Origin of the sequence: Neobacillus sp. YIM B06451, from assembly GCF_032667185.1 — a bacterium.
Taxonomy (GTDB): Bacteria; Bacillota; Bacilli; order Bacillales; family Cytobacillaceae; genus Bacillus_D.
Genome location: NZ_JAVFKJ010000008.1, coordinates 1 through 22763, shown reverse-complemented (window position 1 = coordinate 22763; position 22763 = coordinate 1). Strand labels below are relative to the sequence as shown.

Here is a 22763-nt window from a genome sequence, read left to right as displayed (position 1 = left end):
GGCAGGCTTTTCTATTCGGTAAGCGCCTGAACGGCACTAACCCATTTTTAATCTATATTGCAGATTTCCTTCGGACAGTTTTCACAGTCGATTTCCTTTTTTAAATAAGCGAGCTGATGAATAGTGATGATGCCTTTATTAATTGAAATGACGCCTTTTTTTCGTAACTCGCTTAGAAGCCGGTTCACGACCTCACGGGACGTTCCGCAAAAATTGGCGACTTCCTGATTTGTAAGGAGAAGGTCGATCAAAATGCCGTTGCTTGTCTTGACGCCATAGCTGTTCGCCATCCGAATCAATGTTGAATAAAGGGCGCCCTTTTTCCCATGGAGGACAAGATCGCGGAATTTCGTATGTGTTTTTCTGTAATGCTGGCTCATCCATTGCATGAATTCGAATGCGAGCGCCTGTTCACTGGCAAGCTTTGCCTCAAGGGTATCTTTCATGATGACGGCGACTTCACCGCTTTCGGTCACTTTGGCGCTCAATAAATTTCTTGGAGTCGAGCAAAATATATTCAATTCACCCATCAAATCCCCCTCGGAACAAATCCTTAGAGTCAACTCTCTTCCGTCGGGAATGATTTTGCTGATTTGAACCAAACCGCTTAAGAGGACGTAAATCTCTTTTGACGGTGAGCCTTCTTGAAAAAGGAAATGCCCTTTTTCAATTTTTTGAATATGATGGGTATACTTGAGCAATTCGGTCAGTTTTGCGGGCGCACCTGCATAGGATTGCATGTTGGCCACCTACTTTCTACACAAATTCTGCTGCTATCAAGGGGCAAATGTCATTTATTACTATAATTATATTGCTAACGAAGAAAAAAAACTATAGAACTGGAAGAAGGTTCATACAAACGTCATATTCGACATTATTTCTCGGGAAATAATGACAAAATATCCCCTTAATCAGCAATCGAATGAGTGGAATAATAAAGATAGGGGCCATTTTCAAATGCTCCCGGATGTCGGAAGGAGGAAGGTAAATGGGACAAAACCATCAATTTAACCCAGGCCAGAAAGCGCCCAACAATGGTACTTATATTGAAATTGGCGATACTGGGAGTGGGGTAATCAATCCGAGGAAAATTTATTTAAAAAAAGGGCAGCCATTCCCGGAAGCGTCCAATCACGAAAGGAAATGGATGTATACGAGGAAACCGTAGCCCCATAGGAAATAGAAAAAGCCATCCATTCCGGGTGGCTTTTACAATGTGGTATTTATCTTACATTAATTTTCTGAGCGGTGGGTTGAACGGGAACCAACCCGGGTATGGAGAGGTAATAGACAAATTTCTCTAAACAGAAATCATATAGCCTTTTCAACAGTTTTAGCCTGGAGCGGCCCCGAATAAACAATGAAAAAGGTCATCCTGTTCGGGATGGCCTTCAACGTTTTTTAATGATTGTCTACGGGTTCATTTGGAATGATCGATGGTACAACGAGGATTAAAATGGTCGTCAGTACACCCAATACCGCGGCAAGTTTAAAGTCAAACGCAACACCAATCATCGAAGTTACCACATAAGAAAGCATTTCCACTAAAAGCAAAACCCAAAACAGAGTCCAGAAGTATTTCATACCGTCACCTCATAGCGTATTATCTTTCTCATCTTATCATATAAGGAAAAAAGAAGAAACGCAAAAGGAAATAACGTAAGAAGTATGAAGAGTGGAATTGAGGAAAAGCCCCAATTCATTCTTTGTTGGTTTACATACACTAATACTGGAAAATGGCAGAAGGAGTTTTCGTATGGATAACAGAAATTTTCAACTTGGGAATCAATGGAGCACTGTCTACTACCCTGTAAAACCATCCGGCTTTGGTGTATTGATTTTAGGCGATGAAAGGCATTTTGTCGACGAGGAGGCCAGCTTCTGGAACCAAAATGCCGGTAAACGGGAAATCCTCTCCAATCTTCGGGAAGCGGGCTACACGCTATTTACATCAAATCTTTACGGAAAGCACTGGGGTTCACCAAAAGCTGTCCTGCTTGCTGCCATGCTTTATGAAATTGTCATGAAAAATGAAATCCTCAATCCAAAAATCCACATACTCGCAGAAGGGATGGGAGCTCTGGCGGCACTGAAGCTAGCCGAAGAATTAAAGGGGAAAATCAGATCAATTGTGCTCATTAATCCAATCTTGTCTCTCAAGTACCACATGGAACAAGAAAGGGAACACATATTTTTTTACAAAAAGGTCCTTGGGGAAATAGCTGAGGCTCATGAAGTGGACAGAGGAACGGTGGAACGTGAAATAAAGGAGGAAAGCCTTCCTGAATTTGATTTCGGCGCCCCAATCAGGATTTTTCATATCCTGACAGGGGGGAGGGCTTACAAGAATGCGCGGGCCTGCAAAAATCTCCTGTCCACTCTTCAACAGAAACCCCCAATCACTGAAACGTATATGCTCCCTGAAAAAGCGGGCCAGCTTGGGATGGAAATAGCAAGGTTCATGTCAAGGCATGAAAAGGTCCTTTAGCCTTTCATTATTTTTTAGCGTAAGTTGAACCGCTACTATTACATGGTACGGACGAAAAGAAGAGAAGAATGAACCAATGGTCAAATTTTTATCCCAGCCTGCATAGGATACTATGAGACCGGGCTGGAAGGAGGGAGATGGATGGGAGAAGCTTTGATAATAGGGGTATTTGAGCGGCTCGGCTTTCATCTGTGCAAACGATTGCTTGAGATGGGTTATGAAGTCGGAGGAATATCCTTGAGTCCCTCACCCGATGAAACCGAGGAAAATATGGAACTTGAAATCGGGAGGAACAGCAATTTTGTAAAAATGCCCATAGATGCTGTAGAAACACATTTCATTGGAGAAAAAGTGGTTATTTTTTCCCTATACGACCTATATACGGAGGGGAAAATTCCGCCTTCCCACACTGAAAGCCTTGGCACGAAATTGGAAGAGCTTATTCGTTTGAATCATCAGTGGCCATTGGTCGTACTTCTGCTGCCCAATGGGCCAGGCCAACGCAGCCGGGAAGTGCGAAACATTGAGGCAATAAGGAAAGCTGCCGATCTTGCCGAGGCTTCGGCTGAAAAGGTATTGCGGGTAATCGTGCCGATCCCAAGCACTACCGGAACGGATATGGAGCAAACCGGAAAGAAGAACGCGGCTGAAAAATCAAGCACGCTGCCTACTGCTGGGGAAGAAGGGCCGGATTGGGATAAAGCCGCGGAACGCATTGCGCTCCTGATTGACAAAGGCGATACGGGAACTCGGATACTCGAAGGAATTTACCCCACTCTTAATGGGCGGGGATGAAAAACCAACTGATTTTTCAACTGGCGGGGATTCCCTCCTATCAATGAGAAGTTCTCCTATTCAACAGCTGGGTATTCCCCAAATCGATCTGAAGTTCACGTTATGACTAATCAATCCTGCTTAATAATAGAAGCAGCTGCCATCAACGGCAGCTACTTCTTTTTCCAGAACTGCTGGATGTAAGGATAAATATCGGCAAAAACCGGCCTAAGTTGGTCGGCCAGACCTACCATCCCATCAATGATCTCCATCAACTGCATATAATTGATTGGGGTTCCCACGGGCGGAGGCTCTGTCCCTTCCATGCCATTTGTCAATCCGCCATTATCCCAGCCCGACCCGAACATCATCCTGGTGAACGGATCACCTTTGGGGACTCCCCGATTTTGATTCCCGTCCATTTTCACCCTCCTTCCAAAACCATTCTCACTTCTACTATATGAAAGGAAATTGTAAAGGGAAGGTATACTCAATGGGCCATCCGGCAAATAACTATTGCAAAGTGCCTTTTTTATTTGATAAAATTAGTACCAAGTCATAATATTTGATAATAAAGCTACCATGATTATTTTATACAATAAGGAGATGGCCACGATGCGAGCTGGCATAGTTGGTTTAGGAAAATATGTACCCGAAACCGTTGTAACGAACTTTGACCTCGAAAAGAGGATGGATACGTCCGATGAATGGATCCGGACGAGGACTGGCATTGAAGAGAGAAGGATTGCCGGGGAAAATGAAGATACATCTCATATGGCTTATAAGGCTGCAAGCATGGCGATTGAGGAAGCCGGAATATCTCCAGCCGACATCGATATGATCCTCGTTGCTACAGTAACTCCCGACAGGCCGTTCCCTTCCGTTTCCTGTATGCTCCAGGAAAGGCTTGGGGCAGTAAATGCGGCGGCGATGGATGTAAGCGCAGCATGCGCAGGATTCATGTACGGCATCGTAACAGGAAAACAATTCATTGAAACAAGCGTTTATAAACACGTCCTTGTTGTCGGAGTTGAGAAATTATCAAAAATCGTCAATTGGGAGGACCGGAACACGGCTGTACTTTTCGGTGATGGAGCGGGCGCGGTTGTGCTTGGGCCTGTATCCGGTGACCGTGGCGTGCTCTCTTTTGAACTTGGGGCAGATGGAACAGGTGGAAAACATCTATATCAGGATGAGTCCATCATTATGAATGGGCGTGAAGTCTTTAAATTCGCAGTCCGGCAAATGGGGGAAAGCAGTGTCAATGTCCTTCATAAAGCAGGCCTTGAAAAGGATGACGTTGACTTCCTTGTACCCCATCAGGCAAATATCCGGATTATTGAGGCCGCCCGGCAGAGGCTGGAATTGCCTGAAGAAAAAGTATCTTATACAATTAGTAAGTACGGAAACACTTCGGCAGCATCGATTCCAATTTCACTGGTCGATGAAGTCAAGGCAGGAAAAATCAAGGACGATGATGTGGTCGTCATGGTCGGATTTGGCGGCGGGCTCACTTGGGGGGCCATCGCGATCCGCTGGGGAAAATAATTGTTGCACTGAACATAAATAGTACGGAAAAGGAGATGGCTTTTCGTGACGAAACGCAGGGTAGTAATTACAGGGATAGGGGCTGTAACCCCGCTCGGACTTGATGCCGATACAACCTGGAAGAATATCGTTGCAGGCAAATCGGGGATTGGGCCGCTGACACGGATCAACGCGGATGATTTCCCGGCTAAAGTGGCGGCGCAGATCAATGATTTTAACCCGGAAGAGTTTATTGAGAAAAAAGAAGCAAGGAAAATGGACCGGTTCACACAATACGCGGTGGCTGCTTCCTTAATGGCCGTCAAGGATTCAGGACTGGCAATTGTGGATGAGAATGCCCATCGGGTAGGAGTTTGGATTGGTTCAGGAATCGGCGGAATGGAGACGTTTGAACAGCAGTTTGAAGTTTTTCAAAACAGGGGTTATAGAAGGGTAAGCCCATTCTTCGTCCCAATGATGATTCCCGACATGGCTGCTGGCCAGGTTTCCATTATGCTCGGGGCGAAAGGATTCAATTCCTGCACCGTGACCGCATGCGCCACAGGGACGAATTCGATAGGCGATGCGTTCAAGGTTATCCAGCGCGGTGATGCGGATGCGATGGTTACCGGTGGAACTGAGGCGCCGATTACGAAGATGGCTGTCGCTGGATTCTGCGCGAACACGGCGCTTTCGACCAACCCTGATCCGGCAACGGCGAGCAGGCCATTTGATAAAAACAGGGACGGTTTTGTCATGGGCGAAGGCGCTGGCATTGTTGTCCTTGAAGAATTGGAACATGCGAAAGCCCGCGGCGCGAAGATTTACGCGGAAATAGTAGGATATGCAGCGACCGGTGATGCCTACCATATCACCGCACCGGCACCAGGGGGAGAAGGCGGCGTCCGCGCCATGAGGATGGCTCTTGAGGATGGCGGACTTAATCCGGAAGACGTTGATTATATTAATGCGCACGGTACGAGCACCGACTATAACGACAGATTTGAAACGAATGCCATTAAAGAGGTGTTTGGCGAACACGCATACAAGCTTGCTGTCAGTTCAACCAAGTCGATGACCGGCCACTTGTTAGGCGCTGCCGGCGGAGTCGAGGCAATCTTCACTGCCTTGGCAATCAGGGATTCGATCATGCCTCCGACGATCAATTATGAAACACCGGATCCCGAATGTGATCTGGATTATGTAGTAAATCAATCAAGGCCAGGCGAAATTAAGGCTGCCATCAGCAACTCGCTCGGATTCGGCGGGCACAATGCTACGCTCGCTTTTAAAAAATATGAATAAGCTTTATCCAATACGATAGGGCTCACATGAAAAATAACCAATCAAACCAGTCTGTGTATTCACATACAGACTGGTTTTTTTATATCCTGGATCGTGAATTTTCAACTATTGGACCCATAGGATAGAAAGAGGCACTTTCATCGGAGGGGATACGAAGATGGCAATTATCCGAACTGACGAATGGCTTGAAGAAGACTGGAAACGGCCGGAAGCAATATGCGAGCGGCTTAGACCATATTTTCCAGGAGGGAAGCCAAGGGAGATTTACCGGGAATTATTGTCTTTCGGAATGTATAAACCATCGGCAGCGATCGAGAAGGATGTACAGCTTCTTATAGACAGTAATACATGGGTAAATATGGAAGGAATCTTCAAAAAGTATCGTGGCAAATGGAACGGACCGGATATTCCAATCTTTATTTTTCCGTCTGCTAAAAGAACCGCTTTCCTACGAAAAGCACCACCACAAAAATCCGGAGTCTCCTATCCAGATAAACTCTTTCTCTTTCTTCCCCACATCGAGGACAAAAAGGAACTTGAGGCACTGTTAGTCCATGAATACCATCATACGTGCAGAATAAATGTTATCGCAAAAGATGTCCGGGAAAACTCCTTGCTTGAATCAATGATTATGGAAGGGCTAGCGGAATATGCAGTATACCATGAATGTGGCGAAAATTACCAGGCGGAATGGTGCTCCTTATATAATGAAAAAGAACTTAATCACTTCTACAAATTATTATTGCAGGATAATCTTAACAAAAAAAAGACAGAAAAAGAGCATGATCGGCTTCTCTTTGGCGGGAATGGAATTCCGAGACTTTTGGGCTATTGTTATGGTTACTTTTTAGTCAAAAAATATTACCAAAGTCACAGATTTACGATAGAAAGTTCTTTCAAAATTATTGGTAATTCTTTCATTTTTTAAAAGTTTTTCTTTTTTTTGAATAGGAAAAGCTTGTAAGGACGGGCTTTTCCTCCATTTCCAGCATCTAGATAAAAATTAACAAATATTCCTTGCAATTGTAACAAATCTGTAATAGTATTTTATTTAAATATAGCGAATAGGCAGAAAATTTTTGAGTAAGAAGGTGTCGTATGAGCACAAAAAAAATCCAGCAAAGCGGAACACCATTACTGGAGGTCAGAAACCTGGAAACAGCATTCGATATCGATGGAACGTTCTATAATGCCGTCGACAATGTGTCGTTTTCGGTTAAGCCCCGCCAGATAGTCGGGATCGTTGGGGAATCCGGCTGCGGGAAATCGGTCATGAGCCTTTCGATCATGCAGCTTCTTCCAAAAGGAATTGGCAAGATCAAGTCAGGGGAAATCGTCTTCGATAACATTCATATAGAAAAACTGGACGAGAATCAGGTGAATAAAATACGCGGTAAGGATATCTCGATGATATTCCAAGAACCAATGACGTCATTGAATCCTGTATTTACAATAGGATCCCAAATACAAGAGGTCATTTTGAACCATCAGAAAATCACCAAACAAGAAGCGCGCCAAAAAGCGATAGCGCTGTTGAAGAGCGTTGGGATTTCCAGGCCGGAGAAAATTGTTGATGAGTATCCCCACCAGCTGTCCGGCGGGATGAGGCAGCGCGTCATGATTGCAATTGCGATTGCCTGCCAGCCGAAACTGTTGATTGCAGATGAACCGACAACAGCATTGGATGTAACCGTACAAGCCCAGATACTTGAGCTTCTAAAAGAAATTCAGGAAGTCAATGACATGTCCATTATTCTTATTACGCACGACCTCGGTGTCGTGGCGGAAATGTGTGATGAGGTCATTGTCATGTATGCTGGAAGAATCGTCGAACAAACCGACGTAGAAACGCTTTTCTATAATCCGAAGCATCCATATACAACACTGCTTCTTGGCGCAATTCCAAAAATGGAGGATGAGGCGGACAGGCTTAGTTCCATCCAAGGAATTGTCCCTTCGATTACAAACATGCCAAAAACTGGCTGCAGGTTCGCCAACCGCTGCCCAATGGCTATGCCGGAGTGCCAGACAGTAACACCACTTCTCGCGGAAAACGGAGATGGGCACAAGGTAGCCTGCCTGCTCTTTGAAACAAGCAGGCCAAAGGAAGGAGCGATTAGCCAGTGAGCGGTATAGCAACAGAAGCAAGCAAACAGAACACCGGTGCCGGCAAAGGGAATTTGCTCGAAATCCGGAATCTTAAAACCTATTATCCTGTCAAAGGTGGTTTTTTCAAAAGGACAATCGGAAACGTAAAAGCCGTCGACGATATTTCATTTGAAATCAAAAAAGGCGAAACGCTGGGCCTTGTTGGGGAGTCCGGCTGCGGAAAGTCGACAGCGGGACGGACAATCCTGAGGCTTCTCAAGCCTACAGACGGGCAAATCATATTTGACGGGCAGGATATCACCAATATCAGCGGCAAGACACTCCGTGATATCCGCAAGGACATGCAGATGGTTTTTCAGGATCCATATGCGTCGCTTAATCCGATGCAGATGGTTGGCGATATTATTGCAGAGCCAATCTATAACTATACGAAAAAACCAAAGGAAGAGCTGAAAAGGGAAGTAATGGACCTTCTTGAAAAGGTCGGCCTCCCGGAGGATGCCTATTATAAATACGCACATGAATTTTCCGGAGGGCAAAGGCAGAGGGTCGGTATAGCCAGGGCGCTTGCCTTAAGGCCAAAGCTAATTATTGCCGATGAGCCGGTATCCGCTCTCGACGTGTCTGTCCAATCCCAGGTATTGAACCTGTTGAAGGATTTGCAGGAAGAATTCGATTTAACATTTTTGTTTATCGCACATGATTTGAGCGTCGTAAAGCATATGAGTGACCGGATCGGCGTTATGTACCTTGGCAATATGGTGGAAATTGCAGAAAAGGACAGCCTTTATGCCGAACCGCTCCATCCTTATACCCAGGCATTGATATCCGCCATTCCTTCACCTGATCCAAAGAAAAAGAAGGAGCGGATCATTTTGACAGGGGATGTGCCAAGCCCATTGAATCCGCCATCCGGCTGCCCGTTCCATCCGCGGTGCCCTATGGCAATGGAGCAATGTTCGGTTACAAAGCCGGAATTAAAGGAGGTGAAGCCCTCTCACAGAGTCGCTTGCCACCTTTATTAAAAACACGTCGAATGCCGTGTTTTGAAAAAGTGCCCAAATAAACTTTCCGGGCGCTCGAATTACCAATACTTTTATGGGGGGACCACAATGAAGAAAAGTTGGTTATGGCTGTCTGCGCTTGTACTGGTTTTATCCATGTTCCTTGCAGCATGCAGCGGAGGAGAAAAAACTGATGGCAAAAAACAAGGAGACAACGGAGATAAAGCTTCCGAAGAGCCGAAAGATGGCGGAACGCTTGTTTACTCGCTTGACTCCGCACCAGAAGGAAAATTCAACCCGAACTTCTATGGAAATGCAACTGATGCTGAAGTTATTGATTTCTTTGATGAAAACCTCATCGATTATGATGAGAATTTGAAAGCCCAACCTTATATCGCTTCATGGGAAACAGATGATAACAAGGTTTACAAATTCAAGCTTAAAGAGGGCGTTAAATGGCATAACGGTGAAGAACTTACCGTTCATGACTGGGAGTTCGCAATCAAAGTCCTCGCTGACAAAGACTATGATGGCCCTCGTTACACTAACGTCCAAACCGTAGTTGGCGTTCCTGAATACAAGGAAGGCAAAGCAGATTCCATCTCCGGAATCAAGATTCTCAACGATTACGAAATGGAAGTTACATTTGACAAAGCGCGTGTGAACAACCTTGAGAACTTCTGGTCATACGCAATGTCACGCAAAGAGTTCGAAGGTATTGCGGTTAAGGACATGATGGCATCCGAAAAGGTTCGTACAAAGCCAGTCGGCCTTGGGCCATTCAAAGTTTCAAAAATCGTCCCTGGCGAATCCGTCGAACTTGAGCGCTTTGATGAGTACTTTGGCGGCAAACCGCATATTGAAAAAATTGTCTTGAAAGTTATCGACCCGTCCCTGACTGTTGGTGAACTTCAAAACAATACTCTTGACATGACATCTTTCCATCCAAGCATCATCGAGCAAGTTGAAGCCCTTGACAACATCAATGTTGTGAAATACCCTGGCCTTTCCTATTATTATGTAGGCTTCAAGCTTGGCAACTGGGATGGCAAGAAAAACGTTATGAATGAGCCTAAGTATCAAGATGTTGAACTTCGTAAGGCTATGTACCATGCTATTAACCGTGAGGAGTGGGTAAAAGCATTCTTCTTCGGAGTAGGTAAGCCGGTTAACCGACCTGTTCCTACAAACCACTGGATCGCGGCTGACAATAGCGAACTTGAGCAATTCGAATTTGATCCTGAAAAAGCGAAGCAAATCCTTGACGATGCAGGCTGGAAGGATGTAGACGGAGACAATTTCCGTGAAGATCCAAATGGCAAGCCATTCGTTGTTAACTTCTCGCACTATGCAACACAAAACCCAACGTTTGAAGCCCGTGCGAAACAATTGACTCAGTACTGGGAAGATATTGGTTTAAAATCCAAGCTGACAATGACAGACGCTGGCCTTTACTACGATATGCTTGAAAAGTCCGACAAGAAGATGGAAGTATTCTTCGGCGGCTGGTCAACTGGTACAGATCCAGATCCATCCGGCCTGTGGAAGTCCGATGCGCTTTGGAACTACCCTCGCTGGGTAAGCGAGAAGAGCGACCAGTTGCTTGAAGACGCTCTTGATATGGAAGTAGTTGGAACAGACTCCGACAAGCGTAAGGAACTATATGTTGAGTGGCAAAAGCACTTCATGGAAGAACTTCCTGCGCTTCCAATCGCGGAGCTTGAAGAAATCGTTGCCCTTAACAAGCGCGTTAAAGGCGTCAAGTACGATGTTTCCGGTTCAAACCGCCCGAACGAATGGTGGCTTGAGCAGTAAGATGGTATTTTCCGCCAGCGGGCATGGACTGCTGACGGGATATACCGTATTACTACCGTTCATCCCGCCAGTTAAAGTTGGCTAAAATGGTTGGTTGAAGCTAACCGCGGATTACCGCCGCGGTTAGTTTTAATTGAGATGCCAACCCAAAAACTGGGGCAGCCAGCCCTTCCCAAAACTCTAGACTGCTGTACCACTGTTTTGAGGTGGGGCATTGCTGTTGGAAAGTGAACGGCGGCCAAGACGCAGCAAAGGTAAGGAGAATGCATATGTTGAAGTATTCGCTCCGTAGATTATTGGGAATGATCCCAATGTTACTCCTTATCTCCATTGTGGTTTTCACTTTGGCGAAATTAATGCCAGGGGACTCCTTCAGTGGAGAAATAGATCCGAATAACACAGACCCCCAATACATTGAGGAAATGCGGCAAAAAATGGGGTATTACGACCCTCTTCCAGTTCAGTACTTTAACTGGATTTCCAACTTTGTTCAGGGCGATTTCGGAAAATCAACCCGTTTTAAGATTGATGTTGCAGATGTTATAGGTGAAAAGATACCTAACACCCTTATGCTTGGAGGTACGGCAATCCTGATTACGTACATCCTTGCATTCTTGATGGGAACATTTGCAGGCCGAAAACCTTATACAACGGCAGACAACTTGATTGCCGGCTTTAACTATCTCGGGCTTTCAATTCCATCATTTGTTGCCGGGGTATTCGCTATATATATCTTCTCCTTCTCGCTGAACTGGTTTCCGTCGAATGGATCGGTCGATATTACAATACCTAACGGGACGTTTGAATGGTATTTGAGTAAGCTCCATCACGTTTTGCTTCCTGCGCTTGTGCTTGGAATGCTTAGTACTGCCAGTTATACACAGTTTCTGCGGAACGATATCATTGAAAATAGCCGCAAGGATTTTGTAAGGACTGCAAGGGCGAAAGGAACACCGGAAAAGCGCATTTACAATGTCCATATTTTGCGGAATTCCATTATCCCGCTTATTACCTTCCTTGGCTTCGATATTGTCGCTATTATTAGCGGCGCCATTATCACAGAATCAATCTTTACCTATCCCGGAATCGGCCAGCTGTTCCTTCAGTCAGTAAATACCAGGGATTATCCGGTCATGATGGCTCTGACCATGTTGTTTTCCGTTTTAACATTGGTCGGCAACCTTGTTGCGGATATCCTATACGGCGTAGTCGATCCGCGTATCAGGCTGGATTAAGGAGGGACAGATAATGGAAATTGCAACTGGAAAAAAAACAGAATTGAATGTAGGGCCGCCGAAAAGAAGTTTATCTCCACTGGCCCTTGCCCGTAAAAAATTCCTGAAGAACAAACTGGCAATGGTAAGCCTTGTTTTCTTATCGATAGTAAGTATCCTTTCATTCCTGGCACCATTTATTACGACCGCTGATGTTTCCAGGATCAATATCGGTGAAATGTCGCTAAAACCGTCAGCAGACCATTGGCTCGGTACGGATAAGAGCGGAAGGGATGTCTTCACTAGGCTGCTGTATGGCGGACGTATTTCATTGATGGTCGGCCTTTCTTGTACATTTTTTGTCATATTCCTCGGTACGCTTGTAGGGTCTATTGCCGGCTATTTTGGAGGGACTGTTGACAGCCTGCTAATGAGGTTTACCGATTTCATCCTGAACTTCCCGTTCCTCGTTTTTGTTATCGTGCTAAACGCAATCCTGTTTGGAATGGTTTCGGGTGTATGGGTTCTGGTTGGAACCATTAGTATCCTTAACTGGGGCGGGGTTGCGCGTATTGTACGAAGCAAGATTCTCGCAGAAAAGGAGAACGAGTACATCACAGCAGCAGTTTCGATCGGTTGCTCGCCTTATAAAGTTATTACCAAGCATCTGTTGCCAAACGTCATGTCAACGATTATCGTTCAGGCGACCATTTTGTTTGCCGGCATGATTGTAGCCGAATCCGCTTTGAGCTACCTTGGCTTTGGGGTTCCACAGGAAGTTCCAAGCTGGGGGAATATGCTATCTTCAGCAAATGAGCCGGATGTGCTTAAAGGCAAACCATGGATTTGGGTGCCGCCTGCATTGATTATTACAACAACAATCCTGTCAATTAACTTTATTGGAGAGGGCTTGAAAGACGCTTTCAACCCTAAATCACGCAGATAAAATCTACCATCTAAAAATGGTAGATTTTTTTTCTGTTAACTAAGCCTTCCAGGCAAAGGTTGTACATAACCCCGGTTAATCCATCATACATATGTGTTAAAGAATGCGGACATGCAGGAGAGTCGGCATGGACAGGAGAAACAGGGATTATGGCTGTTAGGTTGTTTTTCTTGCTGACAGGTTTTGGCATTTCGGTTTCCGGGGGTATCAGTTTAGTTGCATATCTTAACGTTTTCGCCGCAGGTATGGGGTATTGGGACTATCTTAAATTTATATCGGAGAAGCCTGAATGCTATCTACTTCCGATAGGCGTGACAATCGTCGCTTTAAGCATATTTCTACCCGGCCGAAATGGTGATGAATGAGATGATTCATCGTCCGAATAAGGAATAATTTAACTTGAGGCTGCCTATACTGATTGACAAATGGATTCTTGAAGTGAGGGGTCGATCAATGTTATATCTTCATGATGTCTGGGTGAACTGGTTTGAAGGAGAGGAAAATGGCTACAATGTATGCCATTTTCATGAGTGGAGAAAAGATGATGGCGTTGAATTGCTTGACCAGGTACCGCTCTTAAAAATTGAGCCGATCCTGTTCCGTTACATTGAAAACGACCTTGCGCCATTGCCTCAGCAGCTTCTCGATGATATTTATCAAAAGGCTTATTTACGGAAAAACCATGAGCGAATTCAATTGGAATATTGTTTTGTCATAAGTGACGGAATGGATATACTGGCAGTTGACACAATTGGATACAATATTCCCGTCAGAAAAAGCAGGCTTATTCCAAGGCAGGAACAGCTTGTTTATGAAATGCTGGAAAATCATGATCCCTCGGTTTACAAATTTAAGCCTGAACATGATTCTAAAGAGTTCCATATACTTTCCCCTGAACCGGAACTAATGACCGGGTTAACTAGAAAGGAAAGGCAATTAAAACAGCTCTTGTTCATGGCGCTCGACCAGCTGCAGTCGTCAGGAAATGAAGCAGAAATCCGCTACTGGTATACTGAATGGTCGCCTGAAAATTATGAAGCAATCCAAAAAATGAATTTTGACGAAGCATGGAAGCAGCTTTTTACAAATGTAAAGCCTGGCTGGAGCAGGAAGCATGAACATTTCTGCGAAAATCTTATTAAAGGGCAACCGTTTTTCGAAAAACTGTGGGAAATGGAGCACGGTCCCAAGGTGAATTAATCAACAATTTAGAACCAGATATTGGAGGAGAGTTTTTTCGGTGAATAGCCGTTTTTTTTAAAAAAGAAATTAAATGCCGAGTTTCTTCTATATAATATGTGAATGGTGTTTAATGGATAAGCTGTTAGTAAGTAGGGCAGAAATTGTTTCTTAAAAGCATATTGAAATAACAAAGAGAGGCTTCCAATCGGGAATGCCTCTCTTTGTTTAATGAATGGAACTTATTTTTTACGCTTTCTGCCCAGCCCCATCGCACTTTCCATTTTCTTTAGCATTTTCGATGCAGCCCGGTTTGCTTTTTCCGCGCCTTGGTCAAGGATGTCGTCCAGTTCAGAGGACTCCATTAATTCATGGTACCTGTCCTGGATTGGTTTAAGCGCACTGATGACGACTTCGGCCAAATCGGCCTTAAACTCCCCATAGCCTTTTCCTTCATAGTTTTTTTCAATTTCAGGAATGGATTTTCCGCCTAGAATGGAATAAATGGTCAAGAGATTCGATACCCCTGGCTTGTTTTCCTTATCGTATTTTACGATGCCATCGGAATCGGTCACAGCGCTTTTAATTTTCTTCTCAATTAGCTTTGGCTCGTCAAGGATAGAAATGAACGATTTGGTGTTAGGGTCGGACTTGCTCATTTTCTTTGTTGGTTCCTGTAGTGACATGATTCTCGCGCCGACCTCGGGAATTCGCACTTCCGGTATGGTGAAAATCTCCCGGTACTTTTTATTGAACCTTTCGGCCAGGTCCCTTGTCAGTTCCAGATGCTGCTTTTGGTCCTCGCCTACTGGTACAAGATCTGTATTGTAAAGCAGGATATCGGCAACCATTAATGGCGGATATGTTAGAAGCCCAGCAGAAACCGCTTCTTTCCCCGCGGATTTGTCCTTAAACTGAGTCATTCTTTCAAGTTCGCCAATATAGGAGACGCATTGCATCATCCATCCGGCCTGCGCGTGTGCGGGCACCTCGGATTGGATGAAAAGCGTAGCCCGTTCTGGATCCAGGCCTACCGCCAAATAGAGAGCGGCAAGGCTGCGGATATTTTTCCTTAATTGAATGGGGTCCTGTGGTACGGTAATCGCATGCTGGTCTACTATACAGAAATAGCAGTTATATTCCTCCTGAAGCTCCACGAACTGCTTTAAGGCGCCGATGTAATTTCCAAGAGTAATCGTGCCGCTTGGCTGAATACCCGAAAAAATTGTTTTCATGGAAGTTTCCTCCTGTTATTTTTTGGGAAATAATAAAAAAAGACCATTCATCCCCATCATGATAGGGACGAATGGTCCGCGGTGCCACCCTAATTGCTTAAAAGCCACTTTTACCCCTTGTAGGGGAAGCCATGTTAACGCCTGGCACGCGCCGGAATATACTTAATTTCCATTCCGGAGCTCAAAAGCCCATTCCTGGCAGCCGGTTGTTTGTTCGCACCATCCACAAACTCTCTGAAAACCAATTGCTGCCAGTACTATTCTTTCTCAAAGCCGTTGTATTAATTGTAATATTAAAATACATTAAATTGCCTTGAAAATCAAGTGGAGTAGGTGGTTAGGGAGCAAAAAGGGATTAATTTTAGGAAAATACATACACCTCTTCCAGTGTAATACTAGAAAGTTATTCCGGAATAGAAGGTTGTGTCCCAATTTCCTGCTTGCATTCAAGAATTAAACTATTTATAATAAACGTAACAAACGGGCGACTTTACGATTGTGTTTCAATTATTACATTCGTATGTTCTATAGCCGGAACTTGGAAAAAGCCGGTTTATAACTTCTGGAGATAGATGTATCTGCAAAGCTATAAATTCGCTTTTTTTTATTGGTTAATTGGCTGATTTTTTCTTTTTCAAAAATTATCAGACTATTAAATCATTCTTTTCCGTACATACAAATGTAGTTTACTGGAAAGACAATCGGACTTCCGTTTGCGGAAATTAATAATAGGGGGGTAAGACTGTGAAGAAAAGATTTTCTATCTTTTTCAGCATGTTGATTGTAATGAGCATGTTCCTTGCTGCCTGCAACGGCGGCGGCGATAGCGCCAGCGGCGATAAGGACAAGAAGAAAGAAGACGTTCCACAGGAAATGAAAGTTAACATCAACTCCGAGCCATTCTCCCTGCATCCGGGATTGGCTAACGACGCTACCTCAGGCGGCGTATTGCTTCAGACATTTGAAGGCTTGACCCGTATTGACAAGGACGGAAAGCCACAGCCTGCGATGGCAGAAGACATCGAGGTTTCAGACGACCTGACTCAATACACGTTCAAGCTTCGTGATGCGAAGTGGACAAATGGCGATTCTGTAACAGCCAATGATTTCGTTTATGCCTGGAGATGGGCACTTGACCCAGCAAACCAGTCACAGTATGCATACCAGCTATACTATGTTAAAGGCGGCCAGGCAATCAACGAAGGCAAGGCAAAGCCTGAAACTCTTGGCGTAGAAGCAAAGGATGACAAGACTCTTGTTGTTACACTTGAGAACCCGACTCCATATTTCTTGGAGCTGACTGCGTTCTACACTTATTTCCCTGTTAATGAAAAAGTGGCCACAGAGAATCCGAATTGGTACACTGACGCAGGCGATGCATATGTATCAAATGGTCCTTTCAAGATGACTGAATGGGCTCACCAGGACAAAATCGTTATTGAAAAGAACGAAGACTATTGGGATGCTGATGCTGTCAGCCTGACTAAAGTCGAGATGTACATGATTAATGATCCTAACACCGAACTATCCATGTTCGACAACGGCGAGCTTGACTGGGCTGGTTCTCCGTTCGGTACACTTCCAACAGACGCTCTTAAGCAGCTGAAGGATGCCGGGAACCTGAACATTAAGCCAATCGCTGGTACTTATTGGTATAAGTTCCAGACTGAAAAGCCGCCATTGAACAATAAAAATATTCGTAAAGCTCTTGCCTACGCGATCAACCGCCAGGCAGTAGTTGAAAACATCACACAGGGTGGACAGGTGCCTGCGATGGCAATCGTACCTCCTTCCATGATTCCGGAAAATGAAAAGGGCTATTTCAAGGATAACGATGTTGAAAAAGCGAAGGAATTCCTTGCAGAAGGTCTAAAGGAACTTGGTTATAGCGATGTTTCCGAGCTTCCTCCAATCACGCTTTCCTATAACACTTCAGAAGCACACCAAAAGATTGCCCAGGCAATCCAGGATATGTGGAAGAAGAACCTTGGCGTTGAAGTAACCCTGGACAATGCCGAGTGGGCTGTCTACATCGACAAGATGCATAAGGGAGATTACATGGTCGGACGTATGGGCTGGCTTGGCGACTTTAACGACCCAATCAACTTCCTTGAAATTTACCGCGACAAAAACGGCGGAAACAACGATACTTTCTGGGAAAATGCAGAATACAAACAGCTTCTGATTGATTCCCAAAAAGAAGGCGACGCTAACAAGCGCCTCGAAATGCTAAAACAAGCCGAAGCAATCTTCATGGATGAAATGCCGGCTGCCCCAATCTACTTCTATACAAACGTTTGGGTTAAGAAAGACAACCTGAAGGGTGTAGTTGTATCCGGCCTTGGCGATGTCCAGCTGAAGTGGGCTAAGTTCGAATAAGCAAAACCGAATATGGTATACAACTTAGGTAGGTATATGGGGTTACGGTTCCCATATACCTTCCTTTCTGATATAGGATATATTAGAGAAATATTCTGAAGTATAGAAAAAATTAGGCATGCTCCTTTAGGACTTGGCGTATAGATGCCAAGTTTTTCTAGGCTTTCAGAGTGTTTTGAAAATAAATCCAATTCCGGCAGACTCTTTACCTATTCTTAAAAATTGTCAATATTTGATTTTTAGGAGAAGATAAAGGGCAAACAATGGAGGTGGGCACTTTTGGTTAGATACATCTTTAGAAGATTGGTTTTTATGTTACTTTCCCTTTACTTGATCATTACGGCCACGTTTTTTTTAATGAGGCTGGCACCAGGCAATCCGTTTACATCAGAAAAACAGTTGCCTCCTGAAATTGAAAAAGCTTTAAATGAGCATTACGGTTTGGACCAGCCATGGTATGTTCAATACGGAGAATATTTGGGCAGGATTGCCCAATGGGATTTCGGCCCATCATTTAAGTACAAGGCACGGACCGTTAACGACCTGATTGAGACAGGGTTCCCTGTTTCACTTGCCCTTGGGCTTGAAGCCATTTTAATTGCTGTGTCGCTTGGGGTCCTCCTCGGGATTATTGCCGCGTTAAGGCATAATAAATGGCAGGACTATAGCGCAATGATATTTGCGGTAATGGGCATTTCCGTTCCATCCTTTATTATGGCATCCGTCCTTCAATACATTTTTTCCATCAAACTGCAGATTCTGCCGGTGGCACGCTGGGATTCTTTTGCCCATACGATTTTGCCAGCCCTGGCACTTGCATCCACGCCAATGGCGTTTATTGCACGCTTGACCCGCTCGAGCATGTTGGAAGTAATGTCAAATGACTATATCCGTACGGCAAAGGCGAAAGGGCTTAGTGAAAGGGCGATCACTGTGAAGCATGCGATCAGGAATGCCCTGCTTCCTGTTGTTACGTATTTGGGCCCGCTTTCCGCAGGTGTCATTACAGGTAGCTTTGTCATCGAGAGGATTTTTGGTATACCAGGACTCGGGTCCCACTTTGTAACATCAATCACCAACCGCGATTATACAGTTATCATGGGTGTTACCGTATTCTACAGTATCATTTTGCTCTCGGCCATTCTCCTCGTCGACATCGCGTATGGCTTGATTGATCCGCGGATTAAACTGGCCGGCGGAAGGAAAGGAGAATAACAATGCAGATTTCAAAAGATAAATTCCAGATTGTCGGATCTAAGGCACACGAAGCGGAAAAGATTTCGAAACCGAGCCTTTCTTTCTGGAAAGATGTTTCTATCCGTTTCCGTAAAAACAAGCTTGCCATGTTTGGTATTGTTCTCCTGATCCTTTTGATTTTCATGGCAATCTTTGGACCACATATGACAGAGCATGATTATTCAACTAACGATTTGATGAATACGAATAAGGCGCCAAGCAGTGAGCATTGGTTTGGCACCGACGATCTTGGCCGCGATGTGTTCGCGCGTACATGGTTCGGTGCAAGGATTTCATTGTTCATCGGCGTTGCGGCGGCCTTGGTCGACTTTTTCATCGGCGTATTCTATGGCGGCCTTGCTGGCTATAAGGGCGGCCGAACCGACGATATGATGATGCGTTTTGCGGATATCCTTTGGGGTGTTCCGTATTTGCTGCTAGTTATCCTATTGATGGTTGTTCTTGGACAAGGAGTCGGAACAATGATCCTGGCAATGACAATAACAGGCTGGATCAATATGGCCCGGATTGTCCGTGGGCAGGTACTCTCCCTGAAAAACCAGGAGTTCGTGCTTGCATCAAGGACACTAGGAGCCGATTTGCCGAGGATTATGAGCAAGCACCTCATTCCGAATACAATGGGGCCTATTCTCGTAACAATGACGTTATCAGTTCCATCCGCTATTTTTACGGAATCATTCCTGAGTTATTTGGGACTTGGATTGACGCCTCCGCTTGCGAGCTGGGGAACAATGGCGTCCGATGGACTACCGGCCCTTAAATATTATCCATGGCGCTTGTTCTTCCCGGCTACGTTCATCTGTTTAACCATCTTTGCCTTCAACGTAATCGGTGACGGATTGCGAGACGCATTGGATCCAAGACTACGGAAATAAGGGGGAATGAGAAATGACGAAATTGCTTGAAGTAAAAAACCTGGAAGTCTCATTCCAGACTTATGGCGGAGACGTCAAAGCTGTCCGCGGAGTAAGCTTTGACTTGAAAAAAGGTGAAACCCTTGCGATTGTAGGGGAATCTGGCTCAGGAAAAAGTGTTACGGCACAAACGATTATGAAGCTGATTCCAATGCCTCCGGGTAAAATCACAGGCGGACAAATCCTCTTCAATGGGGAAGACATCGTTCCAAAAAAGGAAAAGCAAATGGAAAAAATCCGAGGAAAAGAAATAAGCATGATTTTCCAGGATCCAATGACTTCCCTGAATCCTACGATGAAAATCGGACGCCAAATCATGGAGGGGCTAATTAAGCACCAAAATATGAGCACAGCCGCCGCAAAGGAACGGGCGGTGGAAATGCTGCGCCTCGTAGGGATTCCTATGCCTGAACGGCGCGTCAACCAGTATCCGCATGAGTTTTCCGGCGGTATGAGACAGCGGGCGATGATTGCGATTGCCCTTGCGGCGAATCCGCAGCTCCTAATTGCCGACGAGCCGACTACAGCACTTGACGTTACCATCCAGGCGCAAATCCTGGACCTTATGAAAGACTTACAAAACAAGATGGATACTTCCATTATCTTCATAACGCACGACCTTGGTGTCGTGGCTAACGTTGCCGATAGGGTTGTCGTTATGTATGCAGGCCAAATCGTTGAAATGGGAACGGTGGATGAAATCTTCTATGATCCGCGCCACCCGTATACATGGGGACTGCTTGCGTCCATGCCAAGCTTGGACAGTGACGATAAATCCGAACTTGCGGCTATCCCGGGAACGCCACCGGACCTGACAAACCCGCCAAAAGGCGATGCGTTTGCGGCAAGGAACCCGTATGCTATGGCTATTGATTTTGAGCAAGAGCCGCCGTTGTTCCAAATTTCGGAAACGCATTTCGCTAAAACTTGGCTCCTTCATCCCGATGCACCAAAGGTCGAGCCGCCTGATGCAGTGAAGAAACGGATGAGGAAGCTGGCCTCTACGTTCGATGAGCCAAGGCTTGTCAAGGAGGGGAAATAGATGGCTGAGAAATTGGTTGAAATAAAAAACCTGAAACAGTACTTCAATGTTGGACGGCCAAATATGGTTAAGGCTGTTGATGGCATATCATTCGATATTTACAAAGGTGAAACACTTGGTTTGGTAGGGGAGTCCGGATGTGGAAAATCAACAACCGGCAGGACCATTATCCGCCTCTATGACGCAACTGATGGCCAGGTACTGTTTAATGGCGAGGATGTCCACGGCCATAAATCGACTAAGAAGTTAAAAGAATTCAACCGGAAAATGCAAATGATTTTCCAGGATCCATATGCTTCCCTAAACCCAAGGATGACAGTGGCCGATATCATTGCCGAAGGAATCGATATCCACGGCCTTGCCAAGGGCAGGAAAGCAAGGATGGAGAGGGTATATGAATTGCTTGAGACGGTCGGCTTGAACAAGGAACACGCAAACCGTTATCCGCATGAATTTTCCGGTGGCCAAAGGCAGCGTATCGGGATTGCACGTGCACTTGCTGTGGAGCCGGACTTTATCATCGCGGATGAACCAATTTCAGCACTTGACGTGTCCATCCAGGCACAGGTTGTCAACCTTTTGAAAAAATTGCAGAAGGAAAAGGGCTTGACGTATCTGTTCATCGCCCACGACCTGTCCATGGTCAAGTACATCAGCGACAGGATTGGCGTTATGTACTTCGGGAAGCTGGTTGAATTGGCACCAGCGGAAGAATTGTATAAAAACCCGCTGCATCCGTATACTAGATCGCTCCTATCTGCGATTCCACTACCGGATCCGGACAGTGAACGCACAAGGAAAAGGATTCCTTATGACCCAAGTGTCCATAAGTATGAAGAGAATGAAGAACTTGAGATGAGGGAAGTTGCTCCAGGCCACTTTGTTTATTGCTCCAAGAAGGAATTCGAGCAGTACAAGGCTCAGTACAAATAGCAGGCTTTACTGACTGACTTTCCAAGTTCGGGAGAGATCCTTTTGAAAAACTAAAAGTATTAACAAAGAAAACGGCCCACTAAGGGTCGTTTTTCTATTGGTCAGCGCGTACTTGATTTATGAAAGGGTGACATTCGAGAGACAAAATCAAAGTTCAAGCGTGTTCCGGAATTGAAGTCACTCAAATCCGCATGAGTGACATTGTTTGGGTAAAATCCGGAAAGGAAGTCACTCAAATCAGGATAAGTGACTTTGTTTGGGCAAAACTCGGAAAGGAAGTCACTCAAATCAGAATGAGTGACTTTGTTTGGGTAAAACCCGGAATGGAAGTCACTCAAATCAGGATAAGTGACTTTGTTTGGGCAAAATCGAGAAAGGAAGTCACTCAAATCCGGATAAGTGACTTTGTTTGGGCAAAACTCGGAAAGGAAGTCACTCAAATCAGGATAAGTGACTTTGTTTGGCTAAAATCCGGAAAGGAAGTCACTCAAATCAAGATGAGTGACTTTGTTTGGCTAAAATCCGGAAAGGAAGTCACTCAAATCCGGATAAGTGACTTTGTTTGGGTAAAACCCGGAAAGGAAGTCACTCAAATCAGGATAAGTGATAAAGTCCATATAATTGTGTAAAAAAAAAGGTCAT

23 protein-coding genes and 1 other annotated feature are annotated in these 22763 nt (G+C 45.0%); of the genes, 19 read left to right on the top strand and 4 right to left on the bottom strand.

The features are described from left to right. Positions 1–47 precede the first annotated feature (47 nt). Entirely contained in the window at positions 48–740 is a 693-nt protein-coding gene (locus RB160_RS14270) for a Crp/Fnr family transcriptional regulator (protein ID WP_316571095.1), read from the bottom strand. A gap of 248 nt (positions 741–988) precedes the next feature. Here RB160_RS14270 and RB160_RS14265 point away from each other — a divergent pair, with 248 nt between their 5' ends. Next, positions 989–1168, top strand: coding sequence for a YjzC family protein (locus RB160_RS14265; protein WP_316571094.1), 180 nt, complete (start codon positions 989–991; stop codon positions 1166–1168). Between the two features lie 233 nt (positions 1169–1401). On the opposite strand, the gene RB160_RS14260 is transcribed toward RB160_RS14265, so the two are convergent. Then, positions 1402–1584: a YjzD family protein gene (locus RB160_RS14260; RefSeq protein WP_316571093.1), complete on the bottom strand. Its 183-nt coding sequence runs from the start codon at positions 1582–1584 to the stop codon at positions 1402–1404. A gap of 172 nt (positions 1585–1756) precedes the next feature. Here RB160_RS14260 and RB160_RS14255 point away from each other — a divergent pair, with 172 nt between their 5' ends. Continuing rightward, positions 1757–2488, top strand: a complete 732-nt coding sequence (locus RB160_RS14255) for an alpha/beta fold hydrolase (protein ID WP_316571092.1) — start codon at positions 1757–1759, stop codon at positions 2486–2488. 141 nt (positions 2489–2629) lie between these two features. Further along, a complete protein-coding gene (locus RB160_RS14250; RefSeq protein WP_316571091.1) occupies positions 2630–3283 on the top strand; it encodes a hypothetical protein in 654 nt (217 codons plus the stop codon). A gap of 152 nt (positions 3284–3435) precedes the next feature. Here RB160_RS14250 and RB160_RS14245 read toward each other — a convergent pair whose 3' ends face one another. Next, positions 3436–3684, bottom strand: coding sequence for a hypothetical protein (locus RB160_RS14245; RefSeq protein ID WP_316571090.1), 249 nt, complete (start codon positions 3682–3684; stop codon positions 3436–3438). A 193-nt stretch (positions 3685–3877) separates the two neighbouring features. On the opposite strand from RB160_RS14245, the gene RB160_RS14240 reads away from it, so the two are divergent. From RB160_RS14240 to RB160_RS14195, 10 genes are all read left to right on the top strand, one after another. Beyond that, complete coding sequence (locus RB160_RS14240) at positions 3878–4810, top strand: beta-ketoacyl-ACP synthase III (RefSeq protein WP_316571089.1); 933 nt, start codon at positions 3878–3880, stop codon at positions 4808–4810. Positions 4811–4855: 45 nt separating this feature from the next. Further along, positions 4856–6094 (top strand): beta-ketoacyl-ACP synthase II, encoded by a 1239-nt coding sequence (fabF, locus tag RB160_RS14235; RefSeq protein WP_316571088.1) that lies wholly within the window; start codon positions 4856–4858, stop codon positions 6092–6094. A gap of 157 nt (positions 6095–6251) precedes the next feature. Continuing rightward, positions 6252–7022: a DUF2268 domain-containing putative Zn-dependent protease gene (locus RB160_RS14230; protein ID WP_316571087.1), complete on the top strand. Its 771-nt coding sequence runs from the start codon at positions 6252–6254 to the stop codon at positions 7020–7022. 170 nt (positions 7023–7192) lie between these two features. After that, positions 7193–8221, top strand: coding sequence for an ABC transporter ATP-binding protein (locus RB160_RS14225; RefSeq protein WP_316571086.1), 1029 nt, complete (start codon positions 7193–7195; stop codon positions 8219–8221). A 5-nt stretch (positions 8222–8226) separates the two neighbouring features. Beyond that, on the top strand, positions 8227–9228 hold the full coding sequence (locus RB160_RS14220) for an ABC transporter ATP-binding protein (protein ID WP_316571234.1): 1002 nt from the start codon (positions 8227–8229) through the stop codon (positions 9226–9228). 87 nt (positions 9229–9315) lie between these two features. Further along, on the top strand, positions 9316–11022 hold the full coding sequence (gene opp4A / locus RB160_RS14215) for an oligopeptide ABC transporter substrate-binding protein (RefSeq protein WP_316571085.1): 1707 nt from the start codon (positions 9316–9318) through the stop codon (positions 11020–11022). Between the two features lie 269 nt (positions 11023–11291). Further along, the gene (gene opp4B / locus RB160_RS14210) at positions 11292–12257 is read left to right on the top strand and encodes an oligopeptide ABC transporter permease (RefSeq protein ID WP_316571084.1); all 966 of its coding nucleotides are present in this window, start codon (positions 11292–11294) and stop codon (positions 12255–12257) included. 13 nt (positions 12258–12270) lie between these two features. Then, positions 12271–13182 carry an oligopeptide ABC transporter permease gene (gene opp4C, locus RB160_RS14205; RefSeq protein WP_316571083.1) on the top strand — a complete coding sequence of 304 codons (912 nt, stop codon included), beginning with the start codon at positions 12271–12273 and terminating at the stop codon, positions 13180–13182. 149 nt (positions 13183–13331) lie between these two features. Then, positions 13332–13547 (top strand): YuzI family membrane protein, encoded by a 216-nt coding sequence (locus RB160_RS14200; RefSeq protein WP_316571082.1) that lies wholly within the window; start codon positions 13332–13334, stop codon positions 13545–13547. An 88-nt stretch (positions 13548–13635) separates the two neighbouring features. Next, a complete protein-coding gene (locus tag RB160_RS14195; RefSeq protein ID WP_316571081.1) occupies positions 13636–14382 on the top strand; it encodes a YjbA family protein in 747 nt (248 codons plus the stop codon). Positions 14383–14603: 221 nt separating this feature from the next. Here the strand turns inward: RB160_RS14195 and trpS are convergent, their stop codons facing one another. Beyond that, positions 14604–15596, bottom strand: a complete 993-nt coding sequence (trpS, locus tag RB160_RS14190) for a tryptophan--tRNA ligase (protein WP_316571080.1) — start codon at positions 15594–15596, stop codon at positions 14604–14606. Between the two features lie 60 nt (positions 15597–15656). Continuing rightward, positions 15657–15876: a binding site (T-box leader), on the bottom strand. 464 nt (positions 15877–16340) lie between these two features. Between trpS and RB160_RS14185 the strand changes: the two genes are divergently transcribed. From RB160_RS14185 to RB160_RS14160, 6 genes are all read left to right on the top strand, one after another. Continuing rightward, on the top strand, positions 16341–17975 hold the full coding sequence (locus tag RB160_RS14185) for a peptide ABC transporter substrate-binding protein (RefSeq protein ID WP_316571079.1): 1635 nt from the start codon (positions 16341–16343) through the stop codon (positions 17973–17975). A 279-nt stretch (positions 17976–18254) separates the two neighbouring features. Next, positions 18255–19190, top strand: coding sequence for an ABC transporter permease (locus RB160_RS14180; protein ID WP_316571078.1), 936 nt, complete (start codon positions 18255–18257; stop codon positions 19188–19190). Positions 19191–19192: 2 nt separating this feature from the next. Further along, positions 19193–20107 carry an ABC transporter permease gene (locus tag RB160_RS14175; RefSeq protein ID WP_316571077.1) on the top strand — a complete coding sequence of 305 codons (915 nt, stop codon included), beginning with the start codon at positions 19193–19195 and terminating at the stop codon, positions 20105–20107. 13 nt (positions 20108–20120) lie between these two features. Beyond that, complete coding sequence (locus RB160_RS14170) at positions 20121–21188, top strand: ABC transporter ATP-binding protein (protein WP_316571076.1); 1068 nt, start codon at positions 20121–20123, stop codon at positions 21186–21188. After that, positions 21189–22121: an ABC transporter ATP-binding protein gene (locus RB160_RS14165; RefSeq protein WP_316571075.1), complete on the top strand. Its 933-nt coding sequence runs from the start codon at positions 21189–21191 to the stop codon at positions 22119–22121. Between the two features lie 191 nt (positions 22122–22312). Then, complete coding sequence (locus RB160_RS14160) at positions 22313–22750, top strand: hypothetical protein (protein ID WP_316571074.1); 438 nt, start codon at positions 22313–22315, stop codon at positions 22748–22750. Positions 22751–22763: the final 13 nt, after the last annotated feature.

Coding starts and splice junctions, on each gene's coding strand:
- RB160_RS14270 (WP_316571095.1), bottom strand. CDS start 740: ATGCAATCCTATGCAGGTGCGCCCGCAAAACTGACCGAATTGCTCAAG.
- RB160_RS14265 (WP_316571094.1), top strand. CDS start 989: ATGGGACAAAACCATCAATTTAACCCAGGCCAGAAAGCGCCCAACAAT.
- RB160_RS14260 (WP_316571093.1), bottom strand. CDS start 1,584: ATGAAATACTTCTGGACTCTGTTTTGGGTTTTGCTTTTAGTGGAAATG.
- RB160_RS14255 (WP_316571092.1), top strand. CDS start 1,757: ATGGATAACAGAAATTTTCAACTTGGGAATCAATGGAGCACTGTCTAC.
- RB160_RS14250 (WP_316571091.1), top strand. CDS start 2,630: ATGGGAGAAGCTTTGATAATAGGGGTATTTGAGCGGCTCGGCTTTCAT.
- RB160_RS14245 (WP_316571090.1), bottom strand. CDS start 3,684: ATGGACGGGAATCAAAATCGGGGAGTCCCCAAAGGTGATCCGTTCACC.
- RB160_RS14240 (WP_316571089.1), top strand. CDS start 3,878: ATGCGAGCTGGCATAGTTGGTTTAGGAAAATATGTACCCGAAACCGTT.
- RB160_RS14230 (WP_316571087.1), top strand. CDS start 6,252: ATGGCAATTATCCGAACTGACGAATGGCTTGAAGAAGACTGGAAACGG.
- RB160_RS14225 (WP_316571086.1), top strand. CDS start 7,193: ATGAGCACAAAAAAAATCCAGCAAAGCGGAACACCATTACTGGAGGTC.
- opp4A (WP_316571085.1), top strand. CDS start 9,316: ATGAAGAAAAGTTGGTTATGGCTGTCTGCGCTTGTACTGGTTTTATCC.
- opp4B (WP_316571084.1), top strand. CDS start 11,292: ATGTTGAAGTATTCGCTCCGTAGATTATTGGGAATGATCCCAATGTTA.
- opp4C (WP_316571083.1), top strand. CDS start 12,271: ATGGAAATTGCAACTGGAAAAAAAACAGAATTGAATGTAGGGCCGCCG.
- RB160_RS14200 (WP_316571082.1), top strand. CDS start 13,332: ATGGCTGTTAGGTTGTTTTTCTTGCTGACAGGTTTTGGCATTTCGGTT.
- RB160_RS14195 (WP_316571081.1), top strand. CDS start 13,636: ATGTTATATCTTCATGATGTCTGGGTGAACTGGTTTGAAGGAGAGGAA.
- trpS (WP_316571080.1), bottom strand. CDS start 15,596: ATGAAAACAATTTTTTCGGGTATTCAGCCAAGCGGCACGATTACTCTT.
- RB160_RS14175 (WP_316571077.1), top strand. CDS start 19,193: ATGCAGATTTCAAAAGATAAATTCCAGATTGTCGGATCTAAGGCACAC.
- RB160_RS14170 (WP_316571076.1), top strand. CDS start 20,121: ATGACGAAATTGCTTGAAGTAAAAAACCTGGAAGTCTCATTCCAGACT.
- RB160_RS14165 (WP_316571075.1), top strand. CDS start 21,189: ATGGCTGAGAAATTGGTTGAAATAAAAAACCTGAAACAGTACTTCAAT.
- RB160_RS14160 (WP_316571074.1), top strand. CDS start 22,313: ATGAGTGACATTGTTTGGGTAAAATCCGGAAAGGAAGTCACTCAAATC.